The sequence below is a fragment of the Enterocloster sp. 210928-DFI.2.20 genome, from assembly GCF_020554465.1.
Lineage (GTDB): Bacteria > Bacillota > Clostridia > Lachnospirales > Lachnospiraceae > Enterocloster > Enterocloster bolteae.
Map to the genome: position 1 here is coordinate 1 of NZ_JAJCHK010000001.1, position 21,522 is coordinate 21,522.

Below are 21,522 nucleotides of genomic sequence, written 5' to 3' on the forward strand. Positions count from 1 at the left end.
AGAACTATTTCAGGCTCCCGTTTTCCCAAAATATTTTGCCAAAAATGTTGAGAATTTTTGCCAAAAATGTTGGGCGCGCACATTTTGGAAGGATTAAACGGGCCGTATTCACTCTGACAGGCCTGTGCTGCAGCATTTCTGCAATATTTTTAATGGGTAAGATTCGTTCCGCGACCCCTGAGACAGGCATTGGCCTTGAATTTGATGTTATTGCAGCGGTGGTAGTAGGCGGATGTGCCTTCAGCGGAGGCCGTGGTGATATATTCGGTACTGTGATTGGAACTCTGTTTATGATGGTGTTAACCAATGGTATCTATAAATATAATCTTCCTACAGCGGTTCAGCTGATAATCAAGGGTGCAGTTATTGTGGCCATGATTATATTTGACTCGGTTTATAACAAATATATGGAGGAGAAATTGGTCCGTCGCAAAGCTCTGGAGGAGGAAAGGAAGGCTGCTGTATGAGTGAGAGAGAAATCCTGCTTTCTATGAATGCGATAGAAAAAAAGTTTGGAGATGTTCAGGTACTGAAGAAAGTGGATATGGAAGTCGCCCGAGGTGAAGTGCATGCTTTAATGGGGGAAAATGGTGCAGGGAAATCTACATTGATTAAGATTTTGACAGGGGTTTATCCAAAGGATGGAGGCTCCATTACTTTCTCAGGCAAGGCTTGTGAGATTAATTCCCGGAGTGATGCACAGAAGCTGGGGATTGGCGTAATCTATCAGGAACTCAGTCTGATTCCAACATTAAGTGTTATGCAGAATGTAATGCTTGGCAAGGAAAAAAGCGGCTGGGGATTCCTTAAAATACGGGAAATGAAGAAAAAAGTAAGTGATTTAATCCGCTATTATGATTTTAATCTCCAGCCAGACGCAATTGTGGAGACGCTCTCCATTGCACAACGGCAGACAGTGGAGATTTTGAAGGCCCTGTCTGAGGACTCATCACTGATTATTATGGACGAACCAACAGCTTCACTCTCAAGTAAAGAATCAGAGGCTTTATTTGGAATTATCAATCAACTGAGAGAAAAAGGGGTGTCCATTCTTTATATTTCTCATAGGTTGGAGGAGGTATTCCGTCTGGCTGACCGTTTGACCGTATTGCGTGACGGCAGGAAGGTTGCTGTACTTGAAAAGGCGCAGATTAATCCTCCGGATGTCATCAAAATGATGATTGGTAAGGAACTCAGTGAGGCAACTGCCTCCCGATGCCTGCATCGCAGTAAAATGGAGCCAGTGCTTGAAGTACGGTCTCTCTGCCGAAAAGGTACATTTTCCGATATTAGTTTTACACTTCACAGAGGGGAGATTCTGGGTATTGGAGGCTTGGTCGGTGCGGGCAGGACCGAAGTTCTGCGCTGTATATTTGGTGCGGATTCCTATGATGGAGGGGAGATCCTTTTCCAGGGAAAGAAGCTGCCATGCCGTGTTTCTGAGACAATAGCAAGAGGGTTCGGATTGGTTCCGGAAGATAGACGCAATCAGGGATTTATACCGCTTTTGTCAATTGAACGCAATATTGCCGTACCAAACTATGACTTCTTGAGTAAAGCATCAAATGTGAACAGGGCAGAGGAAAAAAAGCTGGGTATAGATGCTGTGGGAAAGCTGGATATCAGGCCGGCTGATTCACAGCTTCCTGTGGGCAACCTTTCTGGAGGAAATCAGCAGAAGGTAGTCATTGGAAAGTGGCTGGCACGTGATCTGCGGGTCCTTCTGATTGACGAACCTACAGCAGGTATTGATATTGGAGCAAAGGATGAAATATATAAGATTCTTGATAACCTTGCTGAACAGGGAGTATCCATTCTCTTGGTTTCTTCAGATTTGCAGGAACTGCTGCGGGTTTCCCATCGTATTCTGGTATTTCGTAAGGGGCATATCCAGAAAGAGTTTGACAGCGGTGTCATTACACAGGAGGATGTATTAATGGCTGCGTCCGGCATTGATACTGCAAAAAAGGAGGAAAAGAATACATGAGCAGACATAAGAATTATAAAGCTCTGACCAGCCGCTTTCAGAAACCGTTGATTCTACTTGTGGTCATGTTTGTGCTTACGTTGATGAATCCGGGAATTTTTTTGACACTTGGAAATTTTAAAAGTATACTGCTTGCAATTTCTATATATGGTGTGATGGTCTGCGGTACAATCTACCCCATTTTGCTGGGAGGTATTGACCTTGCAGTGGGGGCAACCGCAGCAATGAGCGGAGCCTGTGTTGTATTGACTATTGTTAAAATGGACTATAGTTTTACAGGTGTCATATTAGGTATTTTATTCGGACTTGCGGCAGGTGTAATGGCCGGTATCGCTCATGGCGCGATTGTCTCAAATTTTAATGTTCCGCCTTTTCTGATTACGCTTGCCAGTCAAAATATTATTTATGGAATAGCACAGCTTTTGACCGGAAATCAGGTTATCAGCTGTCTGGAACCGGCTGCGTTTACATTTCTTGGAGGGGGAAGACTTTTTGGTATACCTTTTTCGGTTTGCATATTGGTGATTGTGGCATTAATCAGCTTTTGGCTGCTTAACCGGACTACCTTTGGACGCCAGGTTTATGCGGTTGGCGGTAATAAGGAGGCCAGCAATCTTTCTGGTGTATCTTCCAGACGAATAACCACTGTATCATATGCTATTTCGGGTTTTACTGCGGCTTTAGCAGGTATTGTTCTGGCCAGTATGAATCAGCAGGCAATTGCAAAGGCAGCCCAGGGATACGAGAATGATGTACTTACAGCTATTGTAGTAGGCGGCACCAGCCTTATGGGAGGTGAGGGGTCACTGCAGGGAGCCATGTTTGGAGCTCTTTTGGTTGGAATGATTAACAACGGTTTACGTCTGTTGGGGGTACCATCAACGTATCACAGTGTTGTTAAAGGGATTGTAATTATTGTAGCTGTTGCGGCAGATGCTTATGGGCGGTATAAGAATAGTGGTTTGAAACGTTCGGGTGTATTGACCAGAATCTTTAACCGCAAGGAAGGGTCGGTTAAGCCTATATAACAGAAAGGTGGCTTTATGGCAATGAAGCTGATTGATGCGCATACACATGTGTTTGAGCAACTTTGCGGATTTGGTCCCCGCGGTGAATTACGTCCCATTGGAGGCGGTAAGGCGCGATGGGCGAATGGTGATGAGATAGAGATGATACCGCCGGGGTTGGGGGAACGGTCTTTTACAGCGGATACATTAGCCGCATTATTGCGGGAGAATCATGTTGAACGTGCGGTGTTATTACAGGGAAGCTTCTATGGGTTTCAAAATGAATATGTCCTTGAATCAGCCAGACGTTATCCGGATTTGTTTGTACCGGCAGCTACATGTGACCCATTTTGCAAAGAAGCTGAATATCTGCTGCACCGCTTTATCCACGAAAAGGGGTTCAGGATTGTCAAATTTGAGACCTCATCCGGAGGCGGACTCATGGGATATCATGATGATTTCAGAATTGACGGAGATGTATTTCGTGAATCGTTCGAAATGATTGCCGAAGCAGGGGCAACGTTAGTTCTCGATATAGGCAGTCCCGGGATGCCCAGTTTTCAGCCGGAGGCAGTGGCAAAGATAGCAAAAAGACATCCTGATATGAAAATCTTGATCTGCCATCTTCTGGCACCTGTTTTGGGTGATTATAAAATGCTTGACGAGGGACTGCACATGTTAGCGCTTCCCAATGTCTGGTTTGACCTGGCTGCAGTGCCGTGGAATGTAGCTCCTGAAACATATCCGTATCCTACAGGACAGGAATTTGTAAAACTTGCCAAGCGGATTGTGGGAGCTGAGAAACTTGTATGGGGAACAGATGTCCCCAGTCCTCTGACCAGGGATAGCTATGAGAATTTATGGCGCTACTTATATGAGGGAAATATCTTTTCGGATTTGGAATTAGGACAGGTGATGTACAAAAATGCAAAAGATGTTTACCCGCTTTAATTACAAATATCAATCCAACAAGGAGGGAAATATGAAGGCGATGTATATAAAAGAGCCCGGACAGGTAGAATTTACAGAAGTAGATAAACCTGTGAGGAAGAAGGGCGAGGTATTATTAAAACTGCTTTACGGGGGTATTTGCGGAAGCGACTTGGGTTCATACAAGGGGACATTTGCATACTTTGATTATCCGAGGATTCCCGGCCATGAATTTTCAGCGGAAATCATTGAGGCAGACGAGAATAATGAACAGGGGCTGCGGCCGGGAATGATTGTAACCTGTAATCCCTACTTTAACTGCGGGCACTGCTATTCCTGTAAAAATGGAATTGTAAATGCGTGTATGGACAACCAGACCATGGGATGCCAGCGCGATGGCGCATTCCAGGAATATATAACAATGCCCGCGGAACGGGTATATGATGGAAAAGGTATTGACCCTATGCTTCTTGCAGTGATTGAACCCTTTTGTATCAGTTATCACGGCGTCAGCCGGGCAGAGGTGGGAACCGGAGAAAAAGTGCTTGTAATTGGAGCAGGAACCATAGGAGTCCTTGCTGCCGTTGCTGCAAAAGCAAAAGGCGCCCTTGTTTATATATCGGATGTTTCTGAGGGTAAGTTAGAGATGGCGAAGGCTTTTGGCGTGGATGGCACAATTCTGAACGACTCTCCTGAGAATTTTGAAAAAGCGGTAAATGACATTACGGGCGGAAACGGGTTTGATACAACGATTGAGGCAGTTGGACTTCCTTCCACCTTTCAGAATTGTATAGATGCAGCGTGCTTTGGCGGCAAGGTGGTTGTCATTGGTGTGGGAAAAAAGAATCTGGATTTTAATTTTACATTACTGCAGAAAAAGGAACTTAATGTATTTGGTTCAAGAAATGCTTTGAAAAAGGATTTCGTAGAATTAATTGACTTGGTTAAAGGCGGAAAGACACCCATTGAGAATATCATTACTAACGTATACAAATTTGAAGATGGGGCTAAAGCATTTTATGATTTTGCACATAATCCTGGAGATATGTTAAAGGTGGTTATAGATTTTACTGGGAATTGAGTGAAGAAAAGAGGAAAATAAGATGAGAAAAGAAACAGTAATCCAATTTGGCGAAGGCGGATTCCTCAGAGGCTTTGCAGACTATTTTTTCCAGAAGATGCAGGACAAAGGGCTGTTTGACGGCTCTGTGGTCATAGTCCAGCCGATTGAAAAAGGGATGTGCAGCGTACTGGAGCAGCAGGGATGTGAGTACAACCTGTTCCTCAGAGGCATTGATAACGGGCAGGTGGTGGATGAGCACACCCATATTGACATCATATCCAGGTGCGTGAATCCCTATGATGATTTTGAAGCCTACATGAAGCTGGCCGAGAACCCGGATTTCCGCTTTATTGTGTCAAATACCACGGAAGCGGGAATCGAGTATGTGGATTCCAACCAATTTACAGATGCGCCGGCCAGGTCATTTCCCGGCAAGCTGACCCAGCTTTTATATAAGCGGTTCCGGCTGGGGCTTAAAGGTTTCATTATTCTCTCCTGTGAGCTGATTGACCACAACGGCGAGGAGCTGGAAAAATGCTGTCTCCGTTACGCAAAACAGTGGGAGCTGGGAGAGGAATTTGAGACATGGCTTGTACGGGAAAATGATTTCTGTTCCACACTGGTGGACCGCATTGTCACAGGATTTCCCAGGGATGAGCATGAGGAGCTCTGCCGGAGGATTGGCGAACAGGACAATATGATGGATACGGCTGAGATATTCCACCTGTGGGTCATCCAGGGAAGCCATGAGGATGAGCTTCCGTTACAAAAGGCAGGCTTTCATGTGGTCTGGACCGACAATGTGGACCCGTATAAAAAGAGGAAGGTGCGTATCCTGAACGGAGCCCATACCTCCATGGTGCTGGGAGCCTATTTATACGGACTTAAGACGGTGGGAGAGTGCCTGAAGGATGAAAAGGTGTCCGCCCTCTTGCGCAAATGCATCTTCAGGGAAATTATACCGGCCATTGGCGATACAGAAGATAACCGGAAATTCGGAGAGGCAGTGCTGGAACGGTTCTCCAACCCCTTTATCAGGCATATGCTCCTCTCTATTGCGCTTAACTCTGTGTCCAAATTCCGGGCAAGGGTGCTTCCCACCATACTGGAATACAGGGATATGTTTGGTTCTTGTCCCCAGGGGCTTACTTTTTCTCTGGCAGCTCTCATGGCATTTTACCGCACCGATGATGCCAATGACAGCCAGGAAATCATGGATTTCATGAAAACAGCTCCGGTGGAGGATATTTTAAAGAGGGAAGATTACTGGGGACAGGATTTAAGCCCCCTTCTCGCTGATGTAAAGAAGTGGTATGAATTGATTGAGACAGAAGGTATGGACAAGGCGTACGACGCGGTTCTGAGTGAATCGGAGTAGATGCCTGTCAGGCATAAATGATATGTGCGGCCCGGAGGAAGAGTTATATGCAGGAGTTTATAAAAATCAACAGGGAAGATACGGTGGCGGTGGCGTTAAAGCCGCTGTCCAAAGGAAGTACAGTTGCGGCAGACCCATATACAGTGGTTTTAAATGAGGATATTCCCCAGGGACATAAGTTTGCAGTCTGCCAAATACCGGAGGGCGCGCCCGTGGTCAAATACGGCTGCCACATCGGATATGCCTCCCGGCAGATTAATCCCGGGGACTGGGTGCATATCCATAATGTACGTACTGCCCTGGGCGATGTGCTGGAGTATCAATACGAGCCTCAGATAAAGGAACTTCCCAAGTCATCCCCATCCAGCTTTATGGGATATAAGCGGGGGAACGGAGGATGCGGAGTGCGCAATGAACTGTGGATTCTTCCCACCGTAGGTTGCGTGAATTCAGTGGCCAGGGCAATGGAGCAGGAGGCAAAGCGCCGTTTTATGCTGGGAAACGTGGAGGATATCGTGGCGTTTGCCCATCCCTACGGATGCTCCCAGATGGGGGAGGATCAGGAGAATACCAGGAAGGTGCTGGCCGACATCATCCATCATCCCAACGCGGGCGGTGTGCTGGTTCTGGGACTGGGCTGTGAAAACTGCAATATACCGGTTCTGATGGACTATATCGGTGAGTATGACCCGGAACGGGTGAAATTCCTCCAATGCCAGGACTGTGAGGATGAGATGGAAGCTGCCATGGAGCTTCTGGGACAGCTGTATGAGAAGGCTTCCGGGGATGTCAGGGTGGAATGTGACGCGTCTCAGCTGATCATCGGCATGAAGTGCGGCGGCTCCGACGGGCTGTCGGGAATCACGGCCAATCCGGCGGTGGGTGCATTTTCCGATATACTTATATCCAAGGGCGGGACCACGATTCTCACCGAGGTGCCGGAGATGTTTGGCGCTGAAACCATTCTGATGAACCGGTGCCGGGATGAGGAGACATTTGCCAGGACTGTGAAGCTCATCAATGGCTTCAAGGAATATTTCACCAGCCACAACCAGACTATCTATGAAAATCCATCCCCGGGCAATAAAAAGGGGGGTATCTCCACCCTGGAGGATAAGTCTCTTGGTTGCACCCAGAAGTCCGGTTCCTCACCTGTGTGCGGTGTGCTGGAGTACGGCGAACGCGTCAGGGAGAAGGGCCTTAACCTGCTGTCCGCTCCGGGCAATGACCTGGTAGCGGCCACGGCCCTGGCAGTATCCGGCGCCCAGATTGTACTTTTTACAACGGGAAGGGGCACGCCCTTTGCGACCCTGGTTCCCACCATGAAGATTTCCTCCAATTCAAAGCTGGCCGGATACAAGGCCGGATGGATCGACTTTAATGCCGGCGAAATGGTGGAGACAAAAACGAAGGACCAGGTGGCCATGGAATTGTTCCAATATGTTCTCAGGGTGGCTTCCGGGGAAAAGGTTAAGTCAGAGGAAGCCGGTTTTCATGATTTGGCTATCTTTAAGCAGGGAGTCACATTGTAGATGGATGGCCCGGATTCAGGAATTTAAGGCATGCCCCTACGGCGGGCGGATAAATTGATACAGTATATGTATGGATGAAAGCACGGACAAAAGATTAGGTCCGTGCTTTATTTTTGTACTTTTCCAATTCCTTGCAAAGATTTTACAGATTTTATCTTCCGGAATTTACATTCAATCTTTAAGATAAAACATACAACGGAATGATTAGGAGGAAATGGAGTAATGAGAAGAAGTGTAAAATCTTTGATGGCATTGGCCATGGCAGTTTCAGTGTCAGCTTCAATGGCAGTTTTATCCGGCTGCGGTGCAGCGTCAGGCAGCAAAGCCCGGGATAACGCGGGTGCAGCCAATGCGCAGACCGGCACAGCAGCGGTAAACCAGACCGGAAGCGGGGCAGAGGCCGGCACAGACACTAATACAGATACCAGTACAGATACCGGTACAGGGTCCGGGACCGGGGGAGACAGCTCCTCCGGAGAAAAAACAGTAATCGAATACTGGCACTGTAATGCGGAAACACAGGGAGGATTGGTGGTAGACGAGCTGGTTAAGCAGTTTAACGAAAGCAACGACCACATCCAGGTAGTGGCAAAATACAACCCGGACATGTATAAGGGACTGATGCAGAACCTCCAGGCAGAGGCGGCAGCAGGCAATTCTCCGGCGTTGGTGCAGATTGGCTGGGCATTTCTGGATTATTTTTCCAATAACTTTTCCTATGTGTCCCCTCAGGATGCCATAGACAGGTTTGACAAGGAGGATGCGGGTTTCCTTCAGGACAAATTTCTTCCCAATGTCCTTGAGCTGGCTGTAAACAGCCAGGGTTCCCAGGTGGGCATCCCCTATTCCCTGAGTAATCCGGTTCTCTACATCAACAAGGACATCTTAAGGGAGGCAGGACTTGCGGAGGACGGCCCGGCTACCTGGCAGGAGGTCAGCGAGTTTGCAAAGACCATCAAGGAAAAGACAGGAAAGTACGGTTTTTATATGCAGGAGCCCGCGGATTTCTGGGCACAGCAGGGACTGATTGAAAGCAGCGGCGCTAAGATGCTGACCACCAACGCGGAGGGCAAAAAAGAGGCCTCCTTTGCCACGGAGGATGGAATTGAAGCCATGCAGCTGATAGCCGATATGGTGAAGGACCAGACCGCTTTACATATCTCCTGGGAGGAAGGGTGTCAGAGCTTTATTGACGGCAACTGCGCCATGTTATACACCACCATTGCCAGAAGGGCTTCCGTGCAGAAGGGCGCGCAGTTTGACGTGGCAACCGTAAAATCCCCCCTGTGGAAAGACAAGGAGCGCATGGTTCCGGCAGGAGGATGCTTCCTGGCTATTACGGCTCAGGGCGATGACCAGATTGAGGCGGCATGGGAATTTGAGAAGTTCCTCTACAGCGTGGAGTCCATGGCAGCCTGGACAGAGGGAACCGGTTATGTGCCTCCCAGAAAGGATGTGGCCGGGGCTGAGAACGGGCTTAAGACATTCCTGGCAGAGAACAAGATGATGAACGCAGCCATCCAGCAGATGGACGGAGTGGTTCCGTGGACAGCGTTTCCGGGAGACGCCGGCCTGCAGGCAGAGCAGATGCTCTTAGATATGAGGGACCAGATTCTGGGCGGGCAGGTGACGGCAGAACAGGGCATGAAGGCAGCACAGGATGCCATCAACCAGCTGCTGGCAGTACAGTAACCGGCTGAAATACAGCTGCTTACAATAGATTGGAGCGGGTATCCCCGGGGACATGGGGATACCTGCCCCTTTATGGAGGTAAAATCAGATTGAATCAGGAAGAAAAAAAGCAGACACTGCTGGGATATCTGTTTCTTGTGCCATCGCTGGCTGTGTTTGCGGTATTCATGTTTTATCCCCTGTTTTATACGGTCTATCTCAGTTTTTTTGAGTGGAATATGGTAAAACCGGTGAAAAAGTTTGTGGGGCTGGCTAACTATGCAGCCATTTTCAGGGACCCGAATTCCTGGAAGATTGCGGGAAATACGGCGGTGTATATCCTTGTACTGCTGGTGCTGAATTTTGTGCTGCCCTACATCCTTTCCTTCATCCTGTCAGCGGTGATTAAGAGGGGACAGGGCTTTTATAAAGCTGTGTTTTTCCTGCCCAGTGTCATATCCCTGGTGGTGGGATCCATTCTTTATATCTGGATTCTGAACCCCATTTCCGGCCCTGTGGCCCTTGTGTTAAAGTACTTTGGCCTGGCCCTTCCCTTCTGGTCCAAGGCCGAGGGGTGGGTCATCGCTGTACTGAGCATAATCACCTCCTGGAAGGTGTTCGGCTATAATTTTATCATCATACTGGCAGGTGTGTCCGGGGTATCCCAGGAGGTCGTTGAGGCGGCCAGACTGGACAATATTCCCCTGTGGAAAATCTTCCGCGACATGGTGGTTCCTATGAGCTCGGCCACTGGAATCTACGTGTTTATCACCACCATTGTACAGGGGCTTCAGTATGTGTTTACACCCATCAAGGTGGTAACCCAGGGCGGTCCCAACTACGCCAGCTCCAACCTGATATACATGTCCTACCATGAGGCATTTACCCTGTACCGCACAGGCACATCATCAGCTGTTTCAGTGATTACCATGGTGCTGTTTATTGTACTGCTGCTTCTGGAATTCCGGTTTGTGGAAAAGGGGGTATACTATGAAAATTAAAGAAATGCAGCCGGGATGGCACCTGCTTCTTCTGTGTGCTGTGTTCCTTATCCTGATGCCCATTGTATTTGCGGTGTCAAATTCCTTTAAGACCATGCAGGATGCCTTTAATACGGTGTTTCAGATTATTCCGGCCAGGCCCACGGTGCAGAATTACATCCATGTATTCAGCAAGCTCCCCTTCTTAAGAATTACCATGAATACCTTTTTAATTGCTGCCACTGTAACTGCTTTTAAGACCGTTACCAGCCTGTTTGCAGCCTATTCCTTTGTGTATTTTGATTTTAGGGGCAAGGGAATCCTGTACTTTATCATGCTGGCCACCATGTTCATACCGTTTACCGTTACCATGATTCCCAACTATCTGATGATTTCCAAAATCGGCCTCAGCGACAAGATATGGGGCGTGGCCCTGCCCCAGCTGGCTGATGTGCTGGGAATCTTTCTCCTGCGCCAGTCCATGCGGGGAATCCCCAGGGCTCTTATCGAGGCGGCCAGGATGGAGAATGTGAAGAATCTGAAAATCATGAGGGATATCATCATCCCGTTAGTACGGCCCTCCATCATTTCCACGGGAATCATCTTTTTCATCAATTCCTGGAACGAGTATGTGTGGCCTGTTCTTATACTGAAAAGCAAGGAGAATTATACCCTGTCCCTGGCCCTGCAGATGTACATAAGCGCGGAGGGGGGAACGGAGTTTACCATAGCAATGGCTGTTTCTGTCATGACCATGGTGATTCCGCTGGCATTGTATATCCTGTTCCAGCGCTATATCATCAATACCTTTGCCATGTCGGGAATCAAGGGTTAGGGAGTTGGCGGCCAAGGGAATCAAATAAGGAGAAATCAATGAAAAACATAGTATTTGACCATGTAGTGAAAGCTTATGACAAAAATGTAATCGTAAAGGATTTAAACATGGAAATCAGGGAAGGAGAGCGCCTGATTCTGCTGGGACCTTCCGGCTGCGGCAAATCCACCACCCTGCGGATGATTGCGGGCCTGGAGAGGCTCAGCGGGGGAAATCTCTATATGGACGGCCGTCTGGTAAACGATGTTCCCTGCGGGGAGAGGAATGTGTCCATGGTATTTCAAAACTATGCCCTGTTTCCTCATATGACGGTGCAAAGCAATATCGTTTACGGCCTAAAGGCCCACAAAATGGATCCCGCGGAGATAAAGACCAGGCTTTCGGAGGTTCTGGATATGCTGGACCTGAAAGGGCTGGAGGAGCGCAGGCCAAAGGATCTTTCCGGCGGCCAGCGCCAGAGGGTGGCGCTGGCCAGGGCAGTGGTGAAGCGCTCGGATTATTTCCTTTTAGACGAACCGCTTTCCAACCTGGATGCCCAGCTGAGGCTGCGGGCCAGGAAGGAGCTGGTGAAAATCCATGAGATGTACCATCAGACCCTTATTTATGTGACCCATGACCAGATTGAGGCCATGACCGTGGGACAGCGCATTGCTCTGATGCATGAGGGGAAAATGCAGATGCTGGACACCCCTGCCAATGTATACAACCGCCCTGCCAATGTATTTACTGCAAAATTCATCGGATCCCCCTCCATGAATATTGTGGAGGCATCCTATACCAGGGGAACGCTGGTGATCGGCAGACAGGTGGTCTGGCTGCCGGACATGTGGTCAGGATTGGCCTCCCGCAACGAATCCGGCCGTCTGTTCCTGGGAATACGCCCGGAACACATGATTTTGCACCGCAGGCGCCAGGAAAATACCCTGGAGGGAACCGTCAAGTACGTGGAGGATTACGGCAACCGGTACGGCGTATATGTGCAGGTGGACAATATGGAAATTATTGCTGTAAGCGAGGGGGATGTCCCTGCTCCGGGAGAGAGCGTATATATCCAGCCGGATTTTGACAGAATCCATCTCTTTGACAGGGCCACCCAGGTGTCCCTGGGCTATCCGGAGCAGCTAAGGGCTGCCAGGGAGCCGTATATACTCCAAAAAGGTGCCAGTAAGAAGGGAGAGAACGGCCATGGCTTTGCTCATCAGTACCAATATGTATAAGGCGGAGGAGTTTAAGCGGATTCTGTCCTATGTGAAAAAATGGAAGGGACAGGTGGGAGTGGAAGTATTTCCCATGTTCCACCGGCAGGTATTCGCCTCTCTCCTTGAGGAGAGCATGGACATGTTAAAACATGTTCCCATCAGCTTTCACGGCCCCTATTACAAGGCGGAGCACTCGGCGCCCCAGGGAACCCCGGAGTATGAGTACACCATGGAACTGGTGGGCCAGACCCTCCGCTACTCAGAGAGGCTTAACAGCCGCTATATGGTTTTTCATCACAACAACTGTGTTGTCAGGGATGAGGAGAGGATGCTGCGGGATTCCTGCGCCAATTACCGCAGGGTGGAAGAACTGTTTCGTCCCCTGGGAATACCGGTGGCCGTGGAGAATGCGGGGGTCATGGACCGGAACAATATGCTGTTAGATGAGAGCGGCTTTGTCTCCCTGTGCCGGGCGGAAGGATACCCGGTACTCATAGACATCGGCCATGCCCATGCCAATGGCTGGGACCTGCGCAGCGTTATGGAATGCCTGAAAGGGCAGATTCTGGCATACCATCTTCACAATAATGACGGAGTTCACGACAGCCACAGACGGATTGGGGACGGAACCCTGGATTTTGACAGCTTCATGGCATGGGCCGGGGAATATACCCCTCAGGCTGACCTGGTAGTGGAGTACGGCATGGAGACAGCGGATGACTGCCTGGGAATCGAAGCGGACGTGGAGCGTTTATTAAAAATATGAGTCTGGACGGAGAAGTTAGAAGCCTGGGAAAAAGAAAAACAAAAAAACCGCTAATTTTTGGCGGTTTGATATGTGAAATGTAGACAAAAAAATGAAAAAAATAAAATTTAATATTGACATTATTAAACGGGGAGTGTATATATAAGATATAAATGATTGCGTAGTCATAAAATATGACGACGTAATCAATCGCGGTATAGGTGGTTATATGATAGATAAAAGAATGATAAAAAGCATTTCTTCGTTTGATGTGGCAAAGAGAGCCGGGGTATCCCAGTCTTCTGTATCCAGGGTCTTTAATGAAAAGTGGAATGACAGGATAAGCCATAAGACCAGGGAAAAGGTGCTGAAGGCTGCTGAAGAGCTTGGATATAGTCCCAATGCACTGGCCAGAGGTCTTAACTCCAACCGGACCGGGATAATCGGAGTTGTGTTGTCTGATACATATAACGTGTACTACTATGGCCTGCTTAATATCCTTACCAATCTTCTCCAGGAATATGGGCTGAGAGTAATGGTGTTCAACACGGCTCCGGACAGTGACATCAATCAGATACTCAGACGGCTTTTGGAGTACTGTGTGGACGGTATCATCATCACCTCATCGGCCCTGACCCATAAGATATCCGGGGAGTGGAAAAAGAAGGGAATACCTCTTGTCCTTCTCAATGTATACAGTCCTAATACGGATATTAATATGGTATATTCCGACAATTACGGGGCCGGGGAGAGGGCGGCGAGATTTTTGCATGGATTAGGGATGCGGGAATTTGCATATGTTTCCGCGGAGGAAAGCTGTTATCTGAATCACGATGAGCGCCAGGAAGGTTTTCTGGGCGGCCTTAAACAATGCGGTATAACCCAGTGTATGATACAGGCAGGCGATTATTCGTATGAGTCCGGCTATCGGGCAGGCGACCGTATATTTGCCTCGGGACTGCCTGTGGAGGCAATCTTCTGCGCCAATGACCTGATGGCTCTGGGAGTCATGGACTGCGGACGGTTAAAGTATAAGTATGTGCCGGGTGAAGATTATTCTATTATGGGATTAGATGATACGTTTGCAGCATCTTTAAGGTCGTATTCCCTCACTGTACTGCAGCAGCAGAATGACATTCTGTGCAAAGAGGCTGTCCGGGTCCTGATAGAGAATATGGAGAATCCGGAGATGCCCCCAGAGACGGTAGCGGTTCCTATGCAGCTGATTGTGAGGAATACTGTCCGTCATTAGAACAAATGGATGATTGACAGACATTAAATGTCAATCATTTATTTTACAGGAAAATGACTACGTATTCATTTTCCGCAGATATATTCTGATTAAACCTGATGGGAAGGGAGGGATAAGGGAAGGTCAAACCGGTAATTGGGGAATCAGTGAAGCAAATAATCGTAAATGTGTTGATGGAGAAAGGGGTTTAAAATGAAAAAAACAATGAAAAAGGTTATAACAATCAGTCTGGTAGGATTAGCTCTCGCGTTAACGGGCTGCGGTACAGAGAAACCAGCTGCTGCAAAGCAAGAGCAGGGAAGCGGGGAAGACGCTCCCTCGCCGTCCGGCGCTGAATCATCCAAGCTGGAAATCAGAATTGCCCATCAGGCAAATGAAAAAGAGGCCACCCATCAGGGGTTTCTGAAGTTTAAGGAAATTATTGAAGGGGAGGACGTGGGAATTGAGGTCAAAATATTTCCTAATGCGCAGGTAGTGGGATCCGACCGCGACAGTATCGAGGCCGTTACCCTGGGAGAGATTGATATGACTTCTGTGGCAGAGCTACAGTTTGCGCCGAATATTAAGGAGTTTTATGTATTTAACGCGGACTACCTGTTCGATGATTTAAAGGATGCCAAGGCGAAGCTGGACGGAGAGCAGGGGGATTTGCTGAAAAAGGCTGCTGACGATAAAAATATGGGCGTCAAAGTGGCTGCTTTCTTTGGAAGCTCAGGAAGGATATTCTGGAATAATGTAAGAGAAGTGAACACTCTGGCGGATTTCCAGGGAATTAAGAGCAGGGCGCCGGAGAATCCCATTAACATTGCGGAGCTGGAAGCACTGGGATGTATCCCTACACCTATGGCATGGAATGAGCTGTATACAGGTCTTCAGCAAGGCACGGTAGACGGTCTGGTTTCATCAAAAATGCCTATCATCCAGCAGGGGCTTATAGATGTACTGAAGTACGCTACCGATACCAATCACAGTTATTCCATCAATGTAATACTGATCTCTTCCGCCAAATATAATTCTTTTTCTGAAGAACAGAGAGCTGCATATGATAAGGCAATCGCCGGGGCAGCAGAGGAGGAGTGGAAGATTGCCATGAAGGAGGAGGAGGATTCCGTACAGAAGATTAAAGAGCTTCAGGAACAAGGCAAGATTCTCTATACGGAGCTGACCGATGAGGCCAGGGCGGAAATCAAGAAAGCTATGGTGGCGGCGACCGAGCCTAAAGTGGAAGAAATGTGCGGCAAAGAGATACTGGAGACATTCAGGAACTGATGACTGCTTTATAAGGACGGAAGGATGTGAAAAAGAGCGTGAAAAAAGTGATTCAATGGGTGGACGACAAGCTGGAAGTTTTTATAGGCGCTGTGTTCCTGGCCCTTATGGTTGTTTTTACAACACTTCAGATAGTGGGGCGGTACCTGTTTTCAACTCCGTTTCCATGGACAGAAGAGATGACCAGGTACATGTTTGTATGGATGGTGTTCATCTCCATAGGGTATGCGGTAAAGACAGGGGAACATATAAGGATAACATTTGTGCGTTCCTTACTCAGGCCGGGCCTGAGACTGTATCTGGATATTTTATGTAACATCTTATGTTTTGGTTTTTCCGTTATCTGTATGATTGAAGGATATAAATTGTTGAGTATCATCCGCCAGGGAGGGCAGACCGCCGTGTCCCTGCCCATACCAATGTGGCTCCTTTATCTTGTTATGCCCCTGGGATTTCTGCTGGTGTGTCTAAGGCTGGTCCAGTGTACGGTAAAGATTGCGGGACAGATTCGCCAGGGGGGAATTGAGGCGGACAAAATTGAGGAAGAAAAGGGGGGAGCGTGATGTCAGTTGCTGTTTTGTTTGTTCTGTTCCTGGGACTGGCTTTCTTGGGAGTACCCATTGGCTTTGCCATAGGCATTGGGGTATTGGGCTCTGTTTTTACAAGCAATATCATATCCCTGTCCTATTTTGTGCGCGCCATGGCCAACAGTGTTGATTCCTTTACACTGACAGCGGTTCCCTTTTTTGTGCTGGCAGGACAGATTATGTCAGAGGCAGGAATCTCAGAAGGTTTGTTTAAAGCCGCTAATGTATGGGTGGGCAGGCTGAAGGGCGGAATCATGATGGTAACGGTTCTGGCCTGCATGGCCTTTGGCGCAATCTCCGGTTCCGCCTATGCCACCATAGCTGCCATTGGCCTGATTGCCCTGCCGGAGCTGCGAAAGCAGGGGCTGAGCCAGGGAGCGGCGGCGGCACTCATTGCCACGGCAGGCTGCTGCGGCCAGATGATTCCTCCCAGCATGGGACTGGTTGTATTCGGGAGCCTGAACAATGTGTCTATCTCCAAGCTGTTTACGGCAGAGATTCTGCCGGGATTATTCATTGGCTGCTGTTTCCTGGTATATTGCCATATTTACGGCAAAAAGCATAATATCTGTTCAGGAAACGACCCCATTCCTTTGCGCCGGAAACTGAGGACCATGTGGGAGGCGAAATTCAGCCTGATTATGCCGGTCATCATTTTAGGGGGTATCTATTCCGGGATTTTTACGCCTACAGAGGCAGCTGTGGTATCGGTGGTTTACGGCCTGATTTACGGCCTGTTAAAGAGGAACAGCGGGCTTGAGGCCAGAATGCTGCCCCAGATGTTTTATAAAACTGTGATTACTACGTGTACAATACTGTTTATCCTGGGCGTGTCCTCAGGATTCGGTAAAATACTGACGCTGGAGGAAATACCCACAAAATTGGCTGCATTAATATTGGGAAGCGTTTCGTCAAAGATTGTGGCCCTTATAATATTAAACGCATTGGTATTGTTCCTTGGAACGTTCTTGGACGGTATTGCCATTAATGTCATACTGAGTTCCATTTTACTGGGGATTGCAACACAGTATGGGATTGATCCTATCCATTTTGGGGTCATGTTTATATTTAATTCCACACTGGGAATCATAACTCCTCCTGTGGGAGGCAACCTGTTTGTGGCGGCCCAGATATCCAAAGCGCCATTTGAGGAGATAGTAAAGGAAATCTGGCCATGGATACTGACCATGGGAATTGGACTGATATTTGTAATATTCATACCGCAGATGTCTACCTGGCTGCCTGGCCTGATGAAATAACAGAGAGATAGGAGAGAACGATATATGAGTGAGGTAAAGAACACAAAGAATCAGGCTGCACAAGCAGAAGATATCCTGAGGGAGCCTTCAAGGGAGCAAAAGGAGTCCGGTACCGGCGGTAAAAAAGAGGATTGCGACAGGAACATCCGCTACAGGGGGAATGTATACCAGGAAACCCTGGGACAGCTGTCAGTGCCGTTGAAGGATGATATTACAGTTATGTGGAAGGACGGCAAGGCAAGGGAGCAGGAAGTGCCCATGCCTGGATTTGGAAAATGGCGCGACCCTGCGGATTTTATCATCCGCCATACCTATGACATATGGGATGATAAGGGGATGGGGAAGATATATGACCATTATAAGCATAATGCCCTGGTACATACATCGGATGGTGTGACATACGGCCGGGATCAGGTCATCGCAAACTCTGTGATGAAGCTGGCCGGATATCCGGATATCAAGGATTATATTGACGATGTTATCTGGGCATCTGATGGAAACGGAGGCTTCCATACTTCCATGAGGTGGACCTGGATTGGCCACAATACGGGACACACCATCTATGGTCCGCCTACCGGCAGGAAGGTAGTGGTATGGGGAGTGGCTAACTGCTATGTAAAAGGCGACCGTGTTGTGGAGGAGTGGGTGGTATATAACGAAATCAGCCTAATCAGGCAATTGGGGTACGACCCCATGAAAGTATTGGAGGCCACAGCCAATAAGGGAGGTAGCGCCAAGGCAGACACTGGCACATGGGGAGAGATTGAACGGCTGAACGGCGAGTTTGCTCCGGACAAATTCGGAGATAATAACGGGCGGTACAGCGATATAGAGTATTTTATCAGAAAAAGCTATCATGAGATTTATAACAGAAGAATGTTCAATCAGTTTAAGGATAATTATGCCCCTGATTACAGATACCATGGACCTTCAGACAGGGAATTGGTGGGCAGAGGCGATTTCCTGCAGGACCAGCTGAATCTGTTCCAGGCCTTCCCCAATCTGGCCATGCAGGTGGAGGATGTATACTATCTCTATGATGAAAAGCGGGACGAATACCGGTGCGCCACCAGATGGAATATAATCGGCACCCATGAGGGCTTTGGCATCTATGGGCCTGCCACAGGAGCCCACGTGGTCATTTCCGGTATATCGCAGCATATTATAAAAGACGGTATGTTCCGGGAAGAGTGGAGTATTTATGATGAATTCGCACTGATGCGGAAGCTTGCGCAAAAGCGCATGGCCATGAAGGATAATACGGACGGGGCTGGGAACGATGATGGCTTAAAGGCATAGCGGACTGGAAGCCGGCCGGCTATAGATATGGATGGAAGTAAACAGGGGAAGGACGTGATTTGTACGAGTCACGTCCTTCCCCTGATACGTTATGGATTCCTTGTTCACCGGGATAAATTTTTCCTGTATTCATCAATCACATACTTGGCCCTGTCTGCATATTCCAGGGGCGTATAAATATAGTACTGTATTTCCAGCTCAGGCCGTTCACCTACCCTGCCGATGAGTGCGCCGGTCCGCCTGTTCCGGGTACCTGTATTGACAACCTTTACTTCGCAGGGAATCTGTCCGGCCTTCAGGGCCTGATGTACAGTGGTGTATAATCCCAGGTCGTTGGTCATAAACACTTCTGCCTTTTTCTTTCTTCCGAACATATATGCCTCCATTTCTGCCAGTGGGAGAGGAATGTCTGGGTCTTTCAGACGCTTCCTGGCTGTAATTTAATCAGGTTCTGTCTATATCTTATCACATTTCAGTGTAAATTCCATCAGATAATATCCAATGGATAGTTCATAGCATGAATTATCTACAATATATAGAAAAATATAAAATGAGTTCAGAATATTGGATAATTTGCCAGGATTTCGGATGGTTCAGGCGGCAATGAGACGATATAATGGGATTACAAACAAAGAGGACAGGGGGATGGGTATGACAAAGGAAGAGATTCTGGTCCATGTGGACCATACGCTGTTAAAGGCAGTCTCAGCTTGGGACGAGATACAGACACTCTGTGAGGAAGCCATTGAAAACCATACGGCTTCGGTCTGTATCCCTCCAAGCTATGTTAAACGGGTATCAGAAGCCTATGGGGACAAGCTGAATGTATGCACGGTCATCGGATTTCCGCTGGGATATAATACCACGGAGACAAAGGTTTACGAAACCCAGAAGGCTCTGGCTGACGGAGCCGGGGAAGTGGATATGGTGGTAAACTTAGGTGATGTAAAAAACGGCGAATTTCCAAAGATCACACGTGAAATCGAGGCAGTCAAAAAAGCAGCCGGAAACCATGTGGTGAAGGTAATCATCGAGACATGTTATCTCACAGAGGATGAGAAAAGGGAGCTGTGCAAATGCGTCACGGACGGAGGGGCCGATTATATCAAGACCTCCACCGGGTTCGGAACAGCAGGAGCCAGGATTGAGGATGTCAGGCTGTTTAAGCGCTACATTGGTGAGGGCGTGAAAATCAAGGCAGCCGGAGGCGTTAAGACCAGGGAGGACCTGGAGCAGTTCCTGGAGGAAGGCTGTGAGCGGATTGGAACCAGCTCAGCCCTTAAGCTTCTTGGCGGCCAGGAGGCAGGAACCTATTGATTCAGTACATAAACTATTTCAACCAAGTTTAAAGGAGGATAAAGGTAATGAAAAAAAGAAGATTAATCCCGGTATTATGCGCGGCGGCAGTGGCTGTCAGCCTGGCTGGCTGTTCAGGCAGTTCAGGCTCTGCCACAGAGAAAGGCGCGGATACCCAGGCGCCCAAGGCTGAGGCCGGTGCAGAGACAGGAAAGGAAGAGGACGGCGGTGAGAAGAAGGAAGAGGCAGGCGCTTCCAAGGATGAGAAGCTCATAATCTACAGCCCCCTTACAGAGTCCATGATTGATTCCATGCTGGCCATGTTCGAGGAGGACACGGGTATTGACGCTGAGTGTCTGGCCATGGGTACCGGCGACGCGTTAAAGAGAATCCAGACCGAAGCCGACAACCCCCAGGCAGATATTCTCTGGTCAGGAACCATCGGAACCGTAAAAAACAAGAGCGAGTATTTTGCGGATTACACCACATCCAACGAGGACGCGTTCTATGATGAATACAAGAACACAGAGGGCAACCTGACACGTTTTGATACCATTCCGTCGGTTATCATGGTGAACACGGACCTGATTGGCGATATCAAGATTGAAGGATATGAGGACCTGCTGAACCCTGAATTAAAGGGCAAGATTGCCTTTGCGGACCCGGCTGCATCCTCCTCCTCCTTTGAGCATCTGGTAAACATGCTCTATGCAATGGGCGGCGGCAATCCTGACAATGGCTGGGACTATGTAAAACAGTTCTGCGCACAGCTGGACGGCAAGCTGTTAGGCGGTTCCTCCGCAGTGTATAAGGGCGTTGCGGACGGAGAGTACACCGTAGGACTTACCTTTGAGCAGGGTTCCGCTCAGTATGTGGGCGCAGGCGCGCCTGTCAAGACCGTTTATATGAGTGAAGGCGTTATCTTCCGCGGCGACGGCGTATACATCATCAAGGGCTGCCCCAATGAATCAAATGCCCAGAAGTTCGTGGACTGGCTCACCAGCAAGGATGTTCAGGAATTCATGAACAATACCCAGTACAGAAGAACCATCCGCAAGGATGTGGAGGCGGGAGACGCCATGGTTCCAATGGACCAGATTAAGGTTATCCAGGACGATGAGACAGACACCGCGGCACACAAGTCTGAGTGGCTGGATGAGTTTAAGGAGCTGTTTACAGAGTAAACCAATCCAAAGATCAGATGAAGGTACATACATCGGGGGCGTGGCTTAA

The 21,522-nt window shown here is 48.4% G+C and carries 20 protein-coding genes; 19 read left to right on the forward strand and 1 reads right to left on the reverse strand.

Translation table 11 applies throughout. The features are described 5' to 3' along the window. Window positions 1–44: 44 nt before the first annotated feature. The 17 genes from LI015_RS00005 (at window position 45) to LI015_RS00085 (ending at window position 18,993) form a co-directional block, all read left to right on the forward strand. The gene (locus LI015_RS00005) at window positions 45–467 is read left to right on the forward strand and encodes an ABC transporter permease (protein WP_227124046.1); all 423 of its coding nucleotides are present in this window, start codon (window positions 45–47) and stop codon (window positions 465–467) included. Then, window positions 464–1,987, forward strand: coding sequence for a sugar ABC transporter ATP-binding protein (locus LI015_RS00010; protein ID WP_117626005.1), 1,524 nt, complete (start codon window positions 464–466; stop codon window positions 1,985–1,987). The genes LI015_RS00005 and LI015_RS00010 overlap by 4 nt, the downstream gene beginning before the upstream one ends. Beyond that, a complete protein-coding gene (locus LI015_RS00015) occupies window positions 1,984–3,015 on the forward strand; it encodes an ABC transporter permease (RefSeq protein WP_117626006.1) in 1,032 nt (343 codons plus the stop codon). The genes LI015_RS00010 and LI015_RS00015 overlap by 4 nt, the downstream gene beginning before the upstream one ends. 15 nt (window positions 3,016–3,030) lie before the next feature. Beyond that, window positions 3,031–3,945, forward strand: a complete 915-nt coding sequence (locus tag LI015_RS00020; RefSeq protein ID WP_227123672.1) for an amidohydrolase family protein — start codon at window positions 3,031–3,033, stop codon at window positions 3,943–3,945. 31 nt (window positions 3,946–3,976) lie between these two features. Beyond that, a complete protein-coding gene (locus LI015_RS00025; RefSeq protein ID WP_117626120.1) occupies window positions 3,977–5,005 on the forward strand; it encodes a zinc-binding dehydrogenase in 1,029 nt (342 codons plus the stop codon). Between the two features lie 22 nt (window positions 5,006–5,027). Further along, the gene (locus LI015_RS00030; RefSeq protein WP_227123674.1) at window positions 5,028–6,365 is read left to right on the forward strand and encodes a tagaturonate reductase; all 1,338 of its coding nucleotides are present in this window, start codon (window positions 5,028–5,030) and stop codon (window positions 6,363–6,365) included. Between the two features lie 47 nt (window positions 6,366–6,412). After that, complete coding sequence (locus LI015_RS00035) at window positions 6,413–7,897, forward strand: UxaA family hydrolase (RefSeq protein ID WP_227123676.1); 1,485 nt, start codon at window positions 6,413–6,415, stop codon at window positions 7,895–7,897. A 222-nt stretch (window positions 7,898–8,119) separates the two neighbouring features. Further along, window positions 8,120–9,589 carry an ABC transporter substrate-binding protein gene (locus LI015_RS00040; RefSeq protein ID WP_195632242.1) on the forward strand — a complete coding sequence of 490 codons (1,470 nt, stop codon included), beginning with the start codon at window positions 8,120–8,122 and terminating at the stop codon, window positions 9,587–9,589. Between the two features lie 89 nt (window positions 9,590–9,678). Beyond that, the gene (locus tag LI015_RS00045) at window positions 9,679–10,569 is read left to right on the forward strand and encodes a carbohydrate ABC transporter permease (protein ID WP_002571672.1); all 891 of its coding nucleotides are present in this window, start codon (window positions 9,679–9,681) and stop codon (window positions 10,567–10,569) included. After that, window positions 10,559–11,383, forward strand: a complete 825-nt coding sequence (locus LI015_RS00050; RefSeq protein WP_002571673.1) for a carbohydrate ABC transporter permease — start codon at window positions 10,559–10,561, stop codon at window positions 11,381–11,383. Before LI015_RS00045 ends, LI015_RS00050 begins: the two co-directional genes overlap by 11 nt. A 38-nt stretch (window positions 11,384–11,421) precedes the next feature. Then, window positions 11,422–12,600: an ABC transporter ATP-binding protein gene (locus LI015_RS00055; protein ID WP_002568072.1), complete on the forward strand. Its 1,179-nt coding sequence runs from the start codon at window positions 11,422–11,424 to the stop codon at window positions 12,598–12,600. Next, window positions 12,569–13,348, forward strand: coding sequence for a sugar phosphate isomerase/epimerase family protein (locus LI015_RS00060; protein ID WP_227123677.1), 780 nt, complete (start codon window positions 12,569–12,571; stop codon window positions 13,346–13,348). The genes LI015_RS00055 and LI015_RS00060 overlap by 32 nt, the downstream gene beginning before the upstream one ends. Before the next feature lie 208 nt (window positions 13,349–13,556). Further along, complete coding sequence (locus LI015_RS00065) at window positions 13,557–14,579, forward strand: LacI family DNA-binding transcriptional regulator (protein WP_002568070.1); 1,023 nt, start codon at window positions 13,557–13,559, stop codon at window positions 14,577–14,579. Between the two features lie 192 nt (window positions 14,580–14,771). Beyond that, complete coding sequence (gene dctP / locus LI015_RS00070; RefSeq protein ID WP_227123679.1) at window positions 14,772–15,848, forward strand: TRAP transporter substrate-binding protein; 1,077 nt, start codon at window positions 14,772–14,774, stop codon at window positions 15,846–15,848. Between the two features lie 26 nt (window positions 15,849–15,874). Further along, window positions 15,875–16,411 (forward strand): TRAP transporter small permease, encoded by a 537-nt coding sequence (locus LI015_RS00075; protein ID WP_002568068.1) that lies wholly within the window; start codon window positions 15,875–15,877, stop codon window positions 16,409–16,411. Continuing rightward, window positions 16,411–17,694 carry a TRAP transporter large permease gene (locus tag LI015_RS00080; RefSeq protein WP_227123681.1) on the forward strand — a complete coding sequence of 428 codons (1,284 nt, stop codon included), beginning with the start codon at window positions 16,411–16,413 and terminating at the stop codon, window positions 17,692–17,694. Before LI015_RS00075 ends, LI015_RS00080 begins: the two co-directional genes overlap by 1 nt. A 24-nt stretch (window positions 17,695–17,718) precedes the next feature. Next, window positions 17,719–18,993, forward strand: a complete 1,275-nt coding sequence (locus tag LI015_RS00085; protein WP_227123683.1) for an ester cyclase — start codon at window positions 17,719–17,721, stop codon at window positions 18,991–18,993. A gap of 104 nt (window positions 18,994–19,097) precedes the next feature. Here the strand turns inward: LI015_RS00085 and LI015_RS00090 are convergent, their stop codons facing one another. After that, complete coding sequence (locus LI015_RS00090; RefSeq protein ID WP_002568065.1) at window positions 19,098–19,367, reverse strand: hypothetical protein; 270 nt, start codon at window positions 19,365–19,367, stop codon at window positions 19,098–19,100. Between the two features lie 277 nt (window positions 19,368–19,644). Between LI015_RS00090 and deoC the strand changes: the two genes are divergently transcribed. Beyond that, on the forward strand, window positions 19,645–20,310 hold the full coding sequence (gene deoC, locus LI015_RS00095) for a deoxyribose-phosphate aldolase (protein ID WP_118017833.1): 666 nt from the start codon (window positions 19,645–19,647) through the stop codon (window positions 20,308–20,310). A 47-nt stretch (window positions 20,311–20,357) separates the two neighbouring features. After that, a complete protein-coding gene (locus LI015_RS00100) occupies window positions 20,358–21,473 on the forward strand; it encodes an ABC transporter substrate-binding protein (RefSeq protein ID WP_002568063.1) in 1,116 nt (371 codons plus the stop codon). The last annotated feature ends 49 nt before the right edge of the window (window positions 21,474–21,522 follow it).

Coding starts and splice junctions, on each gene's coding strand:
- LI015_RS00005 (WP_227124046.1), top strand. CDS start 45: ATGTTGAGAATTTTTGCCAAAAATGTTGGGCGCGCACATTTTGGAAGG.
- LI015_RS00030 (WP_227123674.1), top strand. CDS start 5,028: ATGAGAAAAGAAACAGTAATCCAATTTGGCGAAGGCGGATTCCTCAGA.
- LI015_RS00065 (WP_002568070.1), top strand. CDS start 13,557: ATGATAGATAAAAGAATGATAAAAAGCATTTCTTCGTTTGATGTGGCA.
- LI015_RS00085 (WP_227123683.1), top strand. CDS start 17,719: ATGAGTGAGGTAAAGAACACAAAGAATCAGGCTGCACAAGCAGAAGAT.
- LI015_RS00090 (WP_002568065.1), bottom strand. CDS start 19,367: ATGTTCGGAAGAAAGAAAAAGGCAGAAGTGTTTATGACCAACGACCTG.
- LI015_RS00010 (WP_117626005.1), top strand. CDS start 464: ATGAGTGAGAGAGAAATCCTGCTTTCTATGAATGCGATAGAAAAAAAG.
- LI015_RS00100 (WP_002568063.1), top strand. CDS start 20,358: ATGAAAAAAAGAAGATTAATCCCGGTATTATGCGCGGCGGCAGTGGCT.
- LI015_RS00040 (WP_195632242.1), top strand. CDS start 8,120: ATGAGAAGAAGTGTAAAATCTTTGATGGCATTGGCCATGGCAGTTTCA.
- LI015_RS00035 (WP_227123676.1), top strand. CDS start 6,413: ATGCAGGAGTTTATAAAAATCAACAGGGAAGATACGGTGGCGGTGGCG.
- LI015_RS00015 (WP_117626006.1), top strand. CDS start 1,984: ATGAGCAGACATAAGAATTATAAAGCTCTGACCAGCCGCTTTCAGAAA.
- LI015_RS00080 (WP_227123681.1), top strand. CDS start 16,411: ATGTCAGTTGCTGTTTTGTTTGTTCTGTTCCTGGGACTGGCTTTCTTG.
- LI015_RS00055 (WP_002568072.1), top strand. CDS start 11,422: ATGAAAAACATAGTATTTGACCATGTAGTGAAAGCTTATGACAAAAAT.
- LI015_RS00050 (WP_002571673.1), top strand. CDS start 10,559: ATGAAAATTAAAGAAATGCAGCCGGGATGGCACCTGCTTCTTCTGTGT.
- LI015_RS00060 (WP_227123677.1), top strand. CDS start 12,569: ATGGCTTTGCTCATCAGTACCAATATGTATAAGGCGGAGGAGTTTAAG.
- dctP (WP_227123679.1), top strand. CDS start 14,772: ATGAAAAAAACAATGAAAAAGGTTATAACAATCAGTCTGGTAGGATTA.
- LI015_RS00025 (WP_117626120.1), top strand. CDS start 3,977: ATGAAGGCGATGTATATAAAAGAGCCCGGACAGGTAGAATTTACAGAA.
- deoC (WP_118017833.1), top strand. CDS start 19,645: ATGACAAAGGAAGAGATTCTGGTCCATGTGGACCATACGCTGTTAAAG.
- LI015_RS00020 (WP_227123672.1), top strand. CDS start 3,031: ATGGCAATGAAGCTGATTGATGCGCATACACATGTGTTTGAGCAACTT.